This window comes from Cricetibacter osteomyelitidis (assembly GCF_004340985.1).
GTDB lineage: Bacteria > Pseudomonadota > Gammaproteobacteria > Enterobacterales > Pasteurellaceae > Cricetibacter > Cricetibacter osteomyelitidis.
In genome coordinates this window covers 1-14,760 of sequence record NZ_SLYB01000019.1, presented here as the reverse complement: position 1 = coordinate 14,760, position 14,760 = coordinate 1, and the positions used below count along the sequence as shown (strand labels likewise).

General features: G+C 42.4%; 16 protein-coding genes. 8 read left to right on the top strand and 8 right to left on the bottom strand.

Annotated elements, in window-relative coordinates; genetic code table 11:
* Nucleotides 1–152: 152 nt before the first annotated feature.
* The 6 genes from rpmH to mnmE all read left to right on the top strand — a co-directional run bounded on the left by rpmH (nt 153) and on the right by mnmE (nt 4,447).
* A complete protein-coding gene (gene rpmH, locus EDC44_RS08990) occupies nt 153–287 on the top strand; it encodes a 50S ribosomal protein L34 (RefSeq protein ID WP_005539760.1) in 135 nt (44 codons plus the stop codon).
* A gap of 20 nt (nt 288–307) precedes the next feature.
* Nucleotides 308–676 (top strand): ribonuclease P protein component, encoded by a 369-nt coding sequence (gene rnpA, locus EDC44_RS08985; protein ID WP_131977681.1) that lies wholly within the window; start codon nt 308–310, stop codon nt 674–676.
* A complete protein-coding gene (gene yidD / locus EDC44_RS08980; protein WP_131977678.1) occupies nt 631–882 on the top strand; it encodes a membrane protein insertion efficiency factor YidD in 252 nt (83 codons plus the stop codon). The genes rnpA and yidD overlap by 46 nt, the downstream gene beginning before the upstream one ends.
* A 23-nt stretch (nt 883–905) precedes the next feature.
* Nucleotides 906–2,528, top strand: a complete 1,623-nt coding sequence (gene yidC, locus EDC44_RS08975; protein ID WP_131977675.1) for a membrane protein insertase YidC — start codon at nt 906–908, stop codon at nt 2,526–2,528.
* 82 nt (nt 2,529–2,610) lie between these two features.
* Nucleotides 2,611–2,952, top strand: a complete 342-nt coding sequence (locus tag EDC44_RS08970; protein WP_131977672.1) for an avidin-fold protein — start codon at nt 2,611–2,613, stop codon at nt 2,950–2,952.
* A gap of 109 nt (nt 2,953–3,061) precedes the next feature.
* Nucleotides 3,062–4,447: a tRNA uridine-5-carboxymethylaminomethyl(34) synthesis GTPase MnmE gene (gene mnmE / locus EDC44_RS08965; RefSeq protein WP_131977668.1), complete on the top strand. Its 1,386-nt coding sequence runs from the start codon at nt 3,062–3,064 to the stop codon at nt 4,445–4,447.
* A 208-nt stretch (nt 4,448–4,655) separates the two neighbouring features.
* Here mnmE and EDC44_RS08960 read toward each other — a convergent pair whose 3' ends face one another.
* The 8 genes from EDC44_RS08960 to EDC44_RS08925 all read right to left on the bottom strand — a co-directional run bounded on the left by EDC44_RS08960 (nt 4,656) and on the right by EDC44_RS08925 (nt 13,164).
* Nucleotides 4,656–6,101, bottom strand: a complete 1,446-nt coding sequence (locus tag EDC44_RS08960) for an NAD-dependent succinate-semialdehyde dehydrogenase (protein WP_243647927.1) — start codon at nt 6,099–6,101, stop codon at nt 4,656–4,658.
* Nucleotides 6,102–6,174: 73 nt separating this feature from the next.
* Complete coding sequence (locus EDC44_RS08955) at nt 6,175–6,783, bottom strand: YfgM family protein (protein ID WP_131977662.1); 609 nt, start codon at nt 6,781–6,783, stop codon at nt 6,175–6,177.
* Between the two features lie 12 nt (nt 6,784–6,795).
* Nucleotides 6,796–8,076, bottom strand: coding sequence for a histidine--tRNA ligase (hisS, locus tag EDC44_RS08950; RefSeq protein ID WP_131977660.1), 1,281 nt, complete (start codon nt 8,074–8,076; stop codon nt 6,796–6,798).
* Between the two features lie 21 nt (nt 8,077–8,097).
* On the bottom strand, nt 8,098–9,201 hold the full coding sequence (ispG, locus tag EDC44_RS08945; RefSeq protein ID WP_131977657.1) for a flavodoxin-dependent (E)-4-hydroxy-3-methylbut-2-enyl-diphosphate synthase: 1,104 nt from the start codon (nt 9,199–9,201) through the stop codon (nt 8,098–8,100).
* Between the two features lie 18 nt (nt 9,202–9,219).
* Entirely contained in the window at nt 9,220–10,194 is a 975-nt protein-coding gene (locus tag EDC44_RS08940) for a RodZ domain-containing protein (RefSeq protein WP_131977654.1), read from the bottom strand.
* A 97-nt stretch (nt 10,195–10,291) separates the two neighbouring features.
* On the bottom strand, nt 10,292–10,849 hold the full coding sequence (gene pilW, locus EDC44_RS08935; RefSeq protein WP_424276106.1) for a type IV pilus biogenesis/stability protein PilW: 558 nt from the start codon (nt 10,847–10,849) through the stop codon (nt 10,292–10,294).
* Nucleotides 10,850–10,866: 17 nt separating this feature from the next.
* On the bottom strand, nt 10,867–12,012 hold the full coding sequence (gene rlmN, locus EDC44_RS08930; RefSeq protein WP_131977648.1) for a dual-specificity RNA methyltransferase RlmN: 1,146 nt from the start codon (nt 12,010–12,012) through the stop codon (nt 10,867–10,869).
* Between the two features lie 249 nt (nt 12,013–12,261).
* Entirely contained in the window at nt 12,262–13,164 is a 903-nt protein-coding gene (locus EDC44_RS08925) for a LysR family transcriptional regulator (protein WP_131977645.1), read from the bottom strand.
* A gap of 91 nt (nt 13,165–13,255) precedes the next feature.
* Here EDC44_RS08925 and EDC44_RS08920 point away from each other — a divergent pair, with 91 nt between their 5' ends.
* Complete coding sequence (locus EDC44_RS08920) at nt 13,256–13,714, top strand: DMT family transporter (protein WP_131977642.1); 459 nt, start codon at nt 13,256–13,258, stop codon at nt 13,712–13,714.
* Nucleotides 13,715–13,980: 266 nt separating this feature from the next.
* On the top strand, nt 13,981–14,562 hold the full coding sequence (locus EDC44_RS08915; RefSeq protein WP_131977639.1) for a flavin reductase family protein: 582 nt from the start codon (nt 13,981–13,983) through the stop codon (nt 14,560–14,562).
* Nucleotides 14,563–14,760 lie beyond the last annotated feature (198 nt).

Here is a 14,760-nt window from a genome sequence, read left to right as displayed (position 1 = left end):
AAATAAACCGCACTTTAATTTAAACTTACGAAAAAGTGATCGACAGTGCGTATTCTTATTTGACGAACGCAGGATTTATCGTTAAAATTGCGTTCCTTATTTCCATAGTAACTCTTGTTTGAATACAAACAAATTAGATTAGGTAGATTAGAATGAAACGTACATTTCAACCATCTGTATTAAAACGTAGCCGTACTCACGGTTTTCGTGCTCGTATGGCAACTAAAAACGGCCGTCAGGTTTTAGCTCGTCGTCGTGCTAAAGGTCGTAAAAGTTTAAGTGCTTAATTAATTACACCATTCTCCGTGTGGTTAAGCTAAACTTTGCAAGGGGGTCACGTTTGTTGACCCCTGATCAATTCAAATTCGTCTTTCAAGAGCCGCTGCGTGCCAGCACGCCCGAAATAACAATCCTTTCCCGTCCTAACAATCTTGATATTCCTCGTCTGGGTCTAACTGTTGCAAAAAAAAATCTGAAGAGAGCACACGAACGTAATCGCGTTAAACGTTTATGCCGTGAAAGTTTTCGCTTGTTGCAACACGAACTTCCCACCAATGATTTTGTGATTGTGGCGAAAAAAGGTATTGATAAACTTGATAACGAAACGTTTTACAGTATATTGGACAAGCTATGGCGTCGTCATATTCGTTTGGTTCGAAAATCCTTATCAGATTAATTCGGCTCTATCAACTTGTGCTGAGTCCTTTGCTTGGCCCTCACTGCCGTTTTAATCCTACTTGTTCACAATATGGTATTGAAGCATTAAAAACGCACGGTGCGTTAAAAGGCAGTTGGCTAACGGTCAAACGTATATTAAAATGTCATCCTTTAAACCCCGGTGGCGACGATCCTGTTCCGCCGAAAAATACGAATAACAATTAACTAACAACAAAGAGAACAACAAAATGGATTCAAGACGCAGTTTATTAGTCATTGCTTTATTTCTCGTTTCCTTTCTTGTGTATTTGCAATGGCAAGCGGATTATCATACGCCGAAGCCGGAAGTAGCCGCACAAACACAAGGACTTTCCCAATCTTCCGACACGCCGGCAAGTTCATCTGCCGCATTAACCGCTGTGGACGGACAAACCAAAGGTCGTGTAGTGACACTGGAAAATGATGTACTTCGTTTGAAAATTGATACTTTAGGCGGTGATGTCGTTGAGTCTGAATTATTAAAATATGATGCGGAACTTAATTCCAATACGCCGTTTGTTTTATTAAAAGAGCAGGCGAATCATGTTTATGTTGCACAAAGCGGTTTGATCGGTAAAGACGGTATCGATAGCAGAGCCGGCCGTGCCAACTATCAAATAGATGGCGACAGCTTTAAATTAGCCGACGGTCAAAACGAATTGGTCGTGCCGTTTACCGTTGAACAAAACGGTGTGATTTATCGTAAAGTATTCACCTTAAAACGCGATAGTTACGATGTCGGCGTCAATTTTGAAATTCAAAACCAAACTGATAATGCTATTGAAGTGCAGCCCTACGGTCAGTTAAAACATACTTTAGTGGAAAGTTCCGGTAATATGGCTATGCCGACTTATACCGGCGGTGCTTATTCTTCCGCAGAAACCAACTATAAAAAATACAGCTTTGAAGATATGAAAAAAGCGGATCTTTCCATTGATACCAAAGCAGGTTGGGCTGCGGTGTTACAACATTATTTTGTGTCTGCCTGGATCCCGAATCAGGATGCGGATAACCAACTTTATACTAATACAGCGAACGGTTTAGGTTTTATCGGTTATCGCGGTCCGGTAGCGACTATTCCGGCGGGTAGCACACAAACTATTACCAGTTCTTTATGGACAGGCCCTAAATTACAAAACCAAATGGAAAAAGCGGCCAATAACTTAGATTTAACCGTAGATTATGGTTGGGCGTGGTTTATTGCAAAACCGTTGTTCTGGTTATTAACTTTCATTCAAGGCATCGTACAAAACTGGGGCTTGGCGATTATCGGCATAACTTTAGTGGTAAAAGCGATTTTATATCCGCTCACCAAAGCACAATATACTTCCATGGCGAAAATGCGTATGTTACAACCGAAAATGCAGGAAATGCGTGAACGTTTCGGTGACGACCGTCAAAAAATGAGCCAGGAAATGATGAAATTGTATAAAGAAGAAAAAGTAAACCCGTTAGGCGGTTGTTTACCAATCTTATTACAAATGCCGATTTTCATCGCATTATATTGGACTTTTATGGAAGCGGTGGAATTACGCCACGCACCGTTCTTTGGTTGGATTCAAGACTTATCGGCACAAGACCCGTATTACATCTTGCCAATTTTAATGGGGGCTTCCATGTTCTTGTTGCAAAAAATGTCACCGACCCCGGTCGCTGACCCAATGCAGCAAAAAATCATGAATTTTATGCCATTGATGTTTATGTTCTTCTTCTTATGGTTCCCGGCAGGTCTGGTATTATATTGGTTAGTATCGAACTTAATTACGATCGTCCAACAACAATTAATTTATCGCGGATTAGAGAAAAAAGGATTACATTCCCGTAAGAAATAATTCCGATTCATTAACTGAAACAAGGGCATCGAAAGATGCCTTTTTTATCTGTAATTTTATTTTTATCTATAAGGAAAGCAATATGGTTTTATCATTAAATAATCGTGTATTTGCGTTATTAAACAACACTGAAGTCGGTGAAGCCGGCACAGAAACAGTATTTCGTTATTTTCAACAAGACGATGTTATTTGGGGCGAGTATGCCGGCGGTAATATTAAAAAAGGTTTGCTAATCGGCAAATTCATTGAACCGACCCGCATTCGAATTACCTATCAACATCTTAACCGGCAAATGGAAAACCGTATCGGTCAATGTATTAGTGAAGTGGAAGTGTTGCCGTCAGGTAAAATTCGCTTGCATGAAGCCTGGCAATGGCTGGACGGTCGCCGCGAATCCGGTGAATCTGTGATTGAAGAAATTTAATTAAAATTAACCGCTCTTTTCTCAAAAGTGCGGTTGAAAAATAGATTTTTTGTGTGTCGGGAACGCGTTAAAATAGCACAAATCAACAAAATATTATCCGAGAGAGCTTATGTTCGATTCAAAAGAAAGTTTTGCAGTAAAAGAAACTATCGTTGCTCAAGCTACACCAATCGGTCGTGGCGGGGTGGGCATTTTACGGATTTCCGGCCCTTTGGCTGCAACCGTGGCAGAACAGGTAGTGGGCAAAACCTTAAAACCCCGTTTAGCCAATTATCTGCCTTTCAAAGATAGCGATGGCACGGTGTTGGATCAAGGCATTGCATTATTTTTCCAATCGCCGAATTCTTTCACTGGTGAAGATGTTTTGGAGTTGCAAGGCCACGGCGGACAAGTGGTGTTGGATTTGTTGCTTAAACGGATTTTGCAGGTGGACGGCGTGCGTTTAGCTCGCCCGGGCGAATTTTCCGAACAAGCGTTCCTAAACGATAAATTGGATTTAGCTCAAGCCGAAGCCATTGCGGATTTAATTGATGCCAGTTCCGAACAAGCGGCTCGTTCTGCTTTGAGATTGTTGCAGGGTGAATTTTCTAATAAAGTAAATCAGTTGGTGGATCAAGTGATTTACCTGCGTACCTATGTGGAAGCCGCTATTGATTTCCCTGATGAGGAAATTGATTTTCTGGCAGACGGTAAAATCGAAGGGCATTTGAATGATATTATCAGTCAATTAGATCGCGTTCGTCAGGAAGCTAAGCAAGGTTCTATTTTGCGTGAAGGGATGAAAGTGGTAATTGCAGGCCGTCCGAATGCGGGTAAATCCAGCTTGCTGAATGCGTTGGCAGGTCGCGAAGCCGCGATTGTGACGGATATTGCGGGCACAACCCGTGATGTGCTGCGTGAACACATTCATATTGACGGTATGCCGTTGCATATTATTGATACGGCAGGTTTGCGTGAAGCTACCGACGAGGTAGAGCGTATCGGTATTAATCGTGCGTGGAATGAAATTGAGCAAGCGGATCGTATTTTATTAATGCTTGACAGTACCGAAGCGGATAATCAAGATCTCAATAAAGTGCGGTCGGAATTTCTGCAAAAATTACCGCACAATATGCCAGTGACCATTATTCGCAATAAAGCAGACCTTAGCGGTGAAACGGAAAGCATCAGCGAAAAAGACGGCTACACGATTATCAGTTTATCTGCCAAAACCCAAGAAGGCGTACAGCTTTTGCGAGAGCATTTAAAACAATCTATGGGTTTTGAAACCGGCAGCGAAGGTGGATTCTTGGCTCGCCGCCGCCATTTACAGGCGTTGGAACACGCCGCCGCACATTTGCATAACGGTTATATCCAACTCACCCAATTTCACGCAGGCGAATTGCTTGCGGAAGAATTGCGAATGGTACAAAATCAACTCAGTGAAATCACCGGACAATTTACTTCCGATGATTTATTAAGCAATATTTTTAGTTCGTTTTGTATCGGAAAATAGAGCGAGTATGCAACGCAACATATTGATTTGTTAAGATAAATTTTCTTTGCAGGATTTCTACCAATAAATCAATTACGAGTTTTACGCGTGCCGGTATGATGGTTTGTTGCGGGCGATAAGCATATACCGGTCATTGCAGCTTAGGAATGTCGGGCAATAATTTCGCTTGCCTTGCTGCAAATAAGATTACATAGGTAACACTGGAAAATTACACCCGCATACATAAATATTTAATTTCTAAGAACTCTTCCAAACCATAACGAGATCCTTCCCGGCCTAAGCCCGATTGTTTCACGCCGCCGAACGGAGCCATTTCGTTGGATACAACACCTTCGTTAATGCCGACTAACCCCACTTCAAGCTGTTCTGAAATTCGCCAAATACGGCTGATGTCTTGAGTGTATAAATAAGCTGCCAGACCAAATTCGCTGTCGTTTGCAAGTGTGATGCCTTGTTCTTCCGTGTCAAAAGAAATTAACGGGGCGAGCGGGGCAAAGGTTTCTTCGTGGCAAACAAGCATATCTTGAGTGACATTTTCTAAAATTGTCGGTTCAAAGAATGTGCCGCCTAATGCGTGTCGATGTCCGCCCACGGTGATTTTTGCCCCAAGGCTTACTGCATCATTAATATGTTTTTCCATTTTTTGCACCGCACTTTCGGTGATTAACGGACCAATAACAGATTGTGGATTGGTATAATCGCCCACCACAAATTGCCGTACTTTAGCCGCGAGTTTATCAGCAAACTCACGATATACACCGGATTGCACGTAAATGCGATTGGTACACACACAAGTTTGCCCGGAATTACGATATTTAGACGCGATCACTTCATCGACCGCATTATCCAAATCAGCATCATTGAAAATCAGGGTAGGGGCATTACCGCCTAATTCCAACGCCAGTTTTTTCACAGTATCGGCGGATTGTGCCATTAAAATTTTACCTACACGGGTTGAACCGGTGAATGTAATTTTTTGTACATCGTTGCTTTGCGTGAGTGCAAGTCCCACTTCTGCGGCTTGCATTGACGGCACTACATTAAAGATACCTTTAGGTAAGCCGGCCTGATCTGCCAAAGCCGCCAATGCCAGAGCCGAAAGCGGGGTTTCCGGTGCGGGTTTGATCACAATAGCACAGCCGGAAGCCAATGCGGGAGCAGCTTTGCGGGTAATCATCGCATTTGGAAAATTCCACGGGGTAATCGCCCCCACGACACCGATAGGCTGTTTGATTATGAGCAATCGACGATGTGGTTTATCTTGCGGAATAATATCGCCGTAAGCACGTTTGGCTTCTTCCGCAAACCATTCGATAAAACTGGCACCATAAGCAATTTCACCGCGACTTTCCGCCAGCGGTTTACCTTGTTCCAAACTGAGTAATTGAGCCAGTTGTTCTTGGTTTGCTAAAATTAACTCATACCATTTTTTTAGAATGATTGATCGTGCCTTTGCGGTTAATTGTTTCCATTGTTGCTGAGCAATTTTGGCCGCTTGAATGGCGATTTCCGTATCGTCTGCACTGCAATCTGCCACGGCACAAATCACCTTACCGTTAGCCGGGTTGATAACATCAAAAGTGCGGTCATTTTTAGCAGAAATAAATTCACCGTTAATATAGGCTTGTGTATGTAATAGGGAGAATTCTGTCAGTATACTCATCGTTGCCCTTCTTTTCGATTTTTTAAATGTAAAAAAGCCCTGAATCATCAGGGCGTTATTTCAATTAAAGATTATTTAAACGCAATTGTAACCATTGTTGTTCGACCGGTGTTGCTTTGACCAGAGCCTGTTCATAACTGGCTTTAGCCGCGGCATTATCGCCTTTGGTAAATTGAATATCACCGGTTAAAATAGACTTTTGATTATCCCAACTGCTGTTTTTTACCAATTTAAGACTATCCAGTGCGGCATCGTATTGTTTTTGCTGATATTGTACGGAAGCCAAACGCAAAGCACTCACTGAAAGTAACACATCATCCTGTGCTTGAGCAGTTGCTTGTTTTAGCGCATTTTCCGCAGTAGCAAAATCTTTTGTTGCCACAGCATCTTTGGCTTGATCTAATAAGGCAAACACAGCATAAGTGGTTTTATCGTTATTTTTCACAAATTCTGCCAAGCGGCTGTCACGTTGCGTGGCATCTTGAATCATCACGATTTGCTCGTATTCCGATGATGCTTTATGTGTTTGCGTAACTTGGTAACCTTGCCAATAATGCCAGCCCCAAGCACCTCCGAAGCCTAACACTAAAGCTGCGATAATCACTTTATAGTTTTCGTGCCACCAACTTTTAATGTCTTCAATCTCTTGTTCTTCTTCTGCTGTATAAGCCATTTTTTTCTCCTGTTAAATATTCTGTTCAAGATAAGCGGCAACATCAGCAACCGATAAGGAAACTTGTTCTGCACCGCTCAATAAGTCTTTAACGACAACTTGATTTTCTTGAGCTTCCGTTTCGCCGATCACTAAAGCGAATTTTGCCCCGCTTTTGTCAGCACGTTTAAATTGTTTCTTGAATGTACCGCCGCTGCAATGTGTCATTATGCGTAAGTGCGGTAATTCTGAACGGAGTTTTTCCGCTAATTGGAATGCCGGAATGGTTGTACCTTCACCGGTATAGACAATATAGATATCGACAGGTTTCACTAATTCGATGTTTTTATTGACTTCTTGCACCAATAATACCAAACGTTCTAAACCCATTGCAAAGCCTACACCACTGGTTGCGTGTCCGCCTAATTGTTCCACTAAACCATCGTAACGACCGCCGCCGCACACCGTCCCCTGTGCACCTAATGCCGATGTCACCCATTCAAACACGGTTTTGTTATAGTAATCCAAACCGCGTACTAATTTTTGGTTGATTTCATATTTAATACCGACGGCATCAAGCAAACCGCAGAGTTTGGCAAAATGCTCACGGGATTCGTCATCTAAGTAATCGTGCAGTTTCGGCGCATTATTTAAGACAGCTTGTGCCGCTTTATTTTTACTGTCTAAAATGCGAAGGGGATTCGTCACCAAACGGCGTTTGCAGTCTTCGTCTTGATTGATTACATCAAGGTGATTTTGTAGAAAATTCACTAAGGATTGACGGTAATTTTTGCGCGCTTCCAAAGAACCGATAGAGTTTAATTGCAAAGTCACGTGTTCGAAAATGCCGAGATCTTTCCATAAACGAGCCGTCAGCATAATCAATTCTGCATCAATTTCCGCATTCGGGATACCGAAAATTTCCACACCTACTTGGTGGAATTGGCGATAGCGGCCTTTTTGCGGACGTTCGTAACGGAACATCGGACCCATATACCATAAACGCTGTTCTTGGTTATACAGCAAACCGTGTTCGATACCGGCACGCACACAACCTGCCGTACCTTCCGGACGTAAGGTTAAACTTTCTTTATCGCGATCTTCAAAGGTGAACATTTCTTTGCTCACCACATCGGTTTCATCACCGATAGCACGGGCAAAGAGTGGGGTATTTTCCACTATCGGCATACGGATTTCCGCATAACCATAACCTGCCAAAACTGACCGCACTTTATTTTCCACCCACTGCCACAACGGGGTTTCCGTCGGCAGGCAATCATTCATACCACGAATTGCTTGAATTGTTTTTGCCACTGTTTATCCTTTTATTAATTCTTAAATAATTCGATTTGCCGGATCCTGCATTGCGATTTTAGCACGAATTTTTGCTTCCAGCTGGTCAATAATTTGTTCATTATCGAACCGCTCTTTTTGGCGTTCGCCGTCTAAATAATAACCGCTTTTCTTATTGCCACCGGTTACGCCTAAATCGGATACCAAGGCTTCACCAGGGCCGTTCACCACACAGCCGATAATAGATACGTCCATTGGTGTGATAATATCTTCCAAACGCTGTTCTAAGGCATTGACTGTACCGATGACATCAAATTCCTGACGGGAACAGGTCGGGCAGGCGATAAAGTTAATGCCGCGGGAACGAATACGCAAGGATTTCAGAATATCAAAGCCGACTTTGATTTCTTCCACAGGATCGGCGGCTAATGATACTCGCAAGGTATCACCGATGCCTTCAGATAAAAGCATTCCCAAACCAACCGCACTTTTCACCGCACCGGCTCGAGCACCGCCCGCTTCCGTAATACCTAGGTGCAATGGCTGTTTAATGGCTTTTGCCAATAAACGATAAGATTCTACCGCTAAAAAAACATCCGATGCCTTCACGCTCACTTTAAATTGATCGAAGTTGAAACGATCTAAAATTTCTACGTGGCGTAAGGCGGATTCTAGTAAAGCCTGCGGTGTCGGTTCACCGTATTTTTCCTGAATATCCTTTTCCAAAGAACCGGCATTGATCCCGATTCGGATAGGAATATTTTTATCTTTGGCACAATCTACCACCGCACGAATACGGTCTTCACGGCCAATATTGCCCGGGTTGATACGCAGACAATCTACACCGTATTCCGCCACTTTTAAGGCGATACGATAGTCGAAGTGAATGTCGGCTACTAATGGCACGCCGGCTTGTTGTTTAATCAGCTTAAAGGCTTCTGCGGCTTCCATTGTGGGGACGGAAACACGAATTATGTCCGCCCCGACACGTTCTAAGGCTTTAATTTGTGCCACCGTGGCTTCCACATCGGTAGTGCGGGTGTTAGTCATTGATTGTACCGCAATAGGGGCGTCACCACCGATAGGCACATTGCCCACATAGATTTTGGTGGATTCACGACGTTTGATTTTTGGTAATTCTAACATTATTCTGCCCTAATCTAATTATTGCGGTAATTTAAATTTTTTCACTTTACCGTCAACTTTTAATGGGAAATCATTGCCTTGATAAGTGATTTTCACATTGCCCGGAGCACCGATAATCAAGGAATATGGCGAACCTTCATTAAAGGTCAATATTTCGCCCTGACGATATTCTTTTTGGGCTAAAACTTTACTATTGGCATCTTTCACACTGATCCAACAGCTCGAACCGGTGACCTCAATACGCAAGTCCGCGGATTCTGCAGCGTTTGTTGTGTTTGTTTCACTATTTTCGGTTTCATTATTTTCAGTCTTAGTTGCTGGAATCACAGGTGTTTCAACAGGTTGTGTTGTCGCTTCAACTGATGAAACGGTTATCGGTTCCGCCTGTACCGCAGTTTGTTCCGGAATGGCAGCACCGGATACTGTCGGTTGAATTTCAGTATTTGTACTGTTATTATTTTCTACCACGGTTAAAGCAGGTGTCATCTCCGTGCTATTTGCATTTTCTACCGATTTTACCTCAATGACATTGGTCGCGACATAATTTTCGACTAAATTATCCCGCTCTGCATTGGATTGCTGATAATTCTCCCACCACCAAAGCACGGTCATTGCAATGGCAACTAATATAATTAACCATGTTAACCAACTTACCCAGCGATTATGGGAAGAATAACTGTTTACTGCCTTTTTAGCACGAGCGTTTTTGCCAAGATCATTTTTTTGCGTTTCGCCGAAATTTAATCCTGAGTCGGAGATTAAATTTTCCGGTAAACGTAAGAATTTCAAATAGCTACGAATATAGCCACGCATAAAGGCAGGCGGCGTATTAGGATCAACAAATTGGTTGTTTTCAAGTTTGGTTAGGATTGACGGACGCAAATTAATTTTTGCCGCTACATCATCCATAGTTAAATTCAAGGCTTCGCGAGCTTGGCGTAATTGTGCACCAAGTGTTAGTGCACTTTCTGTTGCAGTGGTATTTTCAGTCATATTTTAAAAACGTTATTTTAGCTAAACTTAAAACGCAAAGTTTAAATTTCCTATAGCCGTTTTGCAACTGTTATTGTTTAGAATGATGGATTTAGTGTTATTTTTGTGTTGTTGCGACCGTTTTTTTCAATTTTTCGGCACGTGCGGAATCCACTTTAGTTAACTCTGCCAAATTCTGTTCATAAAGTGCGGTATTTTTTGCGGATAATGCACAGATTGCAAAGTTTTCTAAAGTGTCCGCTTGACGATAATAATTCGGTGCTTTCAATGCCCGTTGGAATTGCGCGTAAGATTGCTCGAATTTACCTTGAGAGCATAAAAAGGTACCGTAATTATTGTAAGTATCCCCCTGTGTATTATCTAATTTAATGGCGGTTTGATATGCTTGTTCTGCTTTTTCTACATCGCCGCGGGCTTGGTAATAATAAGCCAAACCGGAATGAACCAAATAATAATTCGGTGCATGGGCGAGTGCTTTATCCAAGTTTAACTTGGCTTGTGCTGTGTCACCCTGATAGAGATAACTAATGCCTAACTCAACGCGGGCTTTTGCTGCTGCTTGTTTTTTTAAATCTTCCGGTGATAAGGTTTTAGACACACAGGCCGATAACAATATTACACTAAGTGCGGTCAAAATTTGTTGAGTTTTCATTATGTTATCCTTTAAATTGATTATTGCATTTTGATATCAATATGTTGTCCGAATTGACGCTTTTGTGCGGTACGTTTTGTTCGGTCAATTACATCGCCCGCCAACTGTCCGCAAGCGGCATCAATATCGTCTCCGCGGGTTTTCCGCACAATTACCGTAAAGCCATATTCCATTAAAGTTTTCTGGAAGCGATCAGTGCGGCTGTTGGAACTTTTTGCATAAGGGGCTTCCGGGAACGGATTCCACGGGATCAGGTTGATTTTACAAGGGGTATTTTTCAACACTTGAGCCAACTGATGTGCGTGTTCCACGCTGTCATTCACGTGATCCAACATCACATATTCAATGGTCACCTTGCCGTGATTGGCGTTGGATACGGATAAATAACGGTTCACTGAATCAATCAACATTTTGATATTGTATTTTTTATTGAGCGGTACGATTTCATCACGCAATTCATCGTTTGGCGCGTGCAATGAAATGGCTAATGCTACATCAATTTTCTCCCGCAGGTTATCCAATGCAGGCACCACGCCGGAAGTGGAAAGGGTTACGCGGCGTTTGGATAAACCGTAAGCAAAATCATCCAGCATAATTTCCATTGCTGGAACGACATTTGCTACATTGAGCAACGGTTCGCCCATTCCCATCATAACCACGTTGGTAATCGGGCGGATGCCGGTTACACCGAAATTGCCGATAATTTTAGAGGCACGCCACACTTGACCGATAATTTCCGATACACTTAAATTGCGGTTAAAACCTTGTTGAGCCGTAGAGCAGAAGGTGCAAGCCAAAGCACAGCCTACTTGCGATGACACACATAAGGTTGCTCGATCCGGTTCCGGAATATACACGGTTTCCACTTGCTGATCGCCCACCTGCATTGCCCATTTTATCGTACCGTCGTTGGAACGTTGTTCCACCGCCACTTCAGGAGCTTTGATCTCCGCCACGGCTTTAAGTTTTTCCCGTAGTTTTTTATTGATATTGGTCATATTGTCGAAATTATCTTCGCCAAAATGATAAATCCATTTCACTAACTGATCCGCACGAAACGGTTTTTCGCCCAATTCGGTAAAAAATTCACGCATCTGCTGACGGGTTAAATTCATTAAATTGATTTTGTTTGTTGCTGTTTCAACTGTTTGAGTTTGTTCTAACATTTATGATGCCTCGTTATTACACATTGCGGCAGAATTACCGTACTAAAATTGAGCGTGGATTGTACTGGTTTCGGGCTCATTAATCTAGCAATTTTATGATGAGATTAAAAACAAAATCAAAAAGCACCGCACTTTTTTGTGATCCTGCTCCCAAAAATGGAAAAAAGTGCGGTGCTTTTTTATAATTAATCGGTATTATGTAGCAAAGGCATAAAACAAGTAACGTGACAGTTGAGATGGTATCTACACCTACGATTCATTGAAAAAAGCCATAATCAACTCCCGAAGCCATAAAATACCGCTATCCCGCGTTTTGTGTTCCTGCCAGAGCATTAAATATTCAATTTGGGGTAAGGCAAGCGGTGGGGCAAATTGCACTAAATCGGGGTAATGGGGCAATTTGTCCGCAAGGCGTGCCGATATTGTCAGCATTAAGTCCGTGCCGGTCAACATATCCAAAGACGCATTCCAATGGGGCATTGTAACGGTTTTATTTAAACTAAACCCTTGAGAAAACAAGGCTTTTTCCATTTCTTCATTCGCTTGTGGTCGCAAGGATAAGGCGATATGGGGCAGTGCTGCCCAGGTTGCCAAATCCACCTGTTCATAGCCGTTTTTCTTGTCGCTAACACAAACGAACTGTTCATCAAATAAATGGCTGACCGAAATACCTTCCGGCAAGTGGGAAAATACCCCGAACGCCAAATCAATTTCACTATTCGCCAATTTTTCCAACAGGCTTTCACGGCTTGGCGGTTGGCTGATAATCAGACGAACCCGTGGGGCGATCTGCCTTAATTTCGCGGTAATCATCGGTAAAATTACGCTGCTGGCATAATCGGACATTGCAAGGCGGAAAGTGTGTTCATAGGTTTGAGGATTAAACTCACTTCCCCCAAGCAGACAGTTTAATTCATCCAGCACAGCTGCCAATGGCGTTTGTAAATTTTGAGCGGTGGCGGTTAATGCCATATTATTGCCTGCCCGCATCAGTAAAGGATCATTAAAAAATGTGCGTAATTTATCAAGGGCGTGGCTGATCGCCGGCTGGCTTTTATGCAACATTTCGGCAGTTTTGCTGATATGTTTTTCGCGTAATAGCACGTGGAGCGTTAAAAGTAAATTTAAATCAAGTTGGCGCAGTTTATTCATTTTACGAATAGAGATTATAAAAACAAAGAATTAGTATTATTTTAATGAATAAATTAGCATAATGCCATTCTAATTCATTACGCAGGAGTCAATGATGTTTCAATATAGTTTAATTCTTGTCCTACTGATCGGTATGGTTATGCCGATTCAAGCACCGATCAACGCCGTGCTAGGCAAATCCTTGGGGCATCCCTTATGGGCGACAATAGTGTCATTGAGTGTCAGTATTTTATTGGTATTGCCATTATTACTGCTATTTAAGGCTCCATCGCCGAATTTAAGCGGGCTGGGTAGTTTGCCTTGGTGGGCGTGGTTTGGTGGATTAAGTGGCGCAGTGTTTGTTGGGGCAGCAGTGGTACTTGCCCCGAAAATCGGCATTGCCCAGTTTACCGTGTTGATAATCTTAGGGCAGGCAATAATGGCGTTACTGCTCGATCATTTCGGCTTGTTCGCTTTAGCTCAAAAGCCAATCAATCTAATGAAAATTCTAGGCATTGCCCTAATGGTTGGCGGCGTGTGGATGGTGCAAATGGGGAATAAAGCCGCATAAATTGAAAAGTGCGGTCGGATTTTCGTGAATTTTGAGATTTTACGGCAAAAACGACCGCACTTTTTTCTATTTCATCTTTATTCGCTCAAACGGATTTTTTCATCGAATCTTACCGCCCATTCGTTCTTGCTGTCTCTATAAGCAAATCCCATAGCTATTGAAAATCAACGGAAAATGGACTATCGTGAGCAAAATTTTCTACGCACATTATTAAATCAATTCCAAAGGCGGCGTGAACCGCCTTTTAGCATATAAGGACAGAAAAAATGGCAATCCAACCTGTTGCATTAGAAAAATTTTATCGTTTAATCAATCACGGACCGACCACAATGATTTCGGCAAAGCATAATGGCATTGAAAATGTGATGTCTGCATCTTGGGTCTGTGCCTTGGATTATCAACCCACCGCTAAATTAACCATTGTGGTGGATAAAGGGGCATATACCCGCGGCTTAATTGAACAAAGCGGCTATTTTGCCGTGCAGTTGCCTACCGTACAACAAGCGGAATTGGTGCTGGATATGGGGGAAAGCCGCAAAGATGTGCCGAATAAATTAGATAGAGTAGAACTGTTTTATCAACAGGGTTTCGATGTGCCATTAGTAAAAAATTGTGCCGCTTGGATCATTTGTAAAGTGATTCCTGAGCCGGAAAACCATCAAAAGCACGATTTATTTATCGGCGAAGTCTTGGCTGCGTGGGCGGATGATCGTATTTTCCGTAATGGGTATTGGCATTTTGATGACGCTCCCGATGAATTAAAAACCGTGCATTATGTTGCCGGCGGACAATTTTATATGATCGGTAAAGGGTTTAATTTAAAACGCGGACCAAATGTTGGCGAATAGCCCTAAATAGCGATCTGCATTTTCCGCAGCATTGCGTTTACCGCTTCTTTGGTTTTGAACCCCGCTGAGTTTCGCCTGTTTTGATGTAATGAAAAATTTGCGGTGTAATAGACAAAATAGTTGCTATAAAGTGGGTTAAAGCCTTATAGTATAAGGCTTTAACCCCTATTTTTGAAAATGAATAAAAAACTTGTCTTT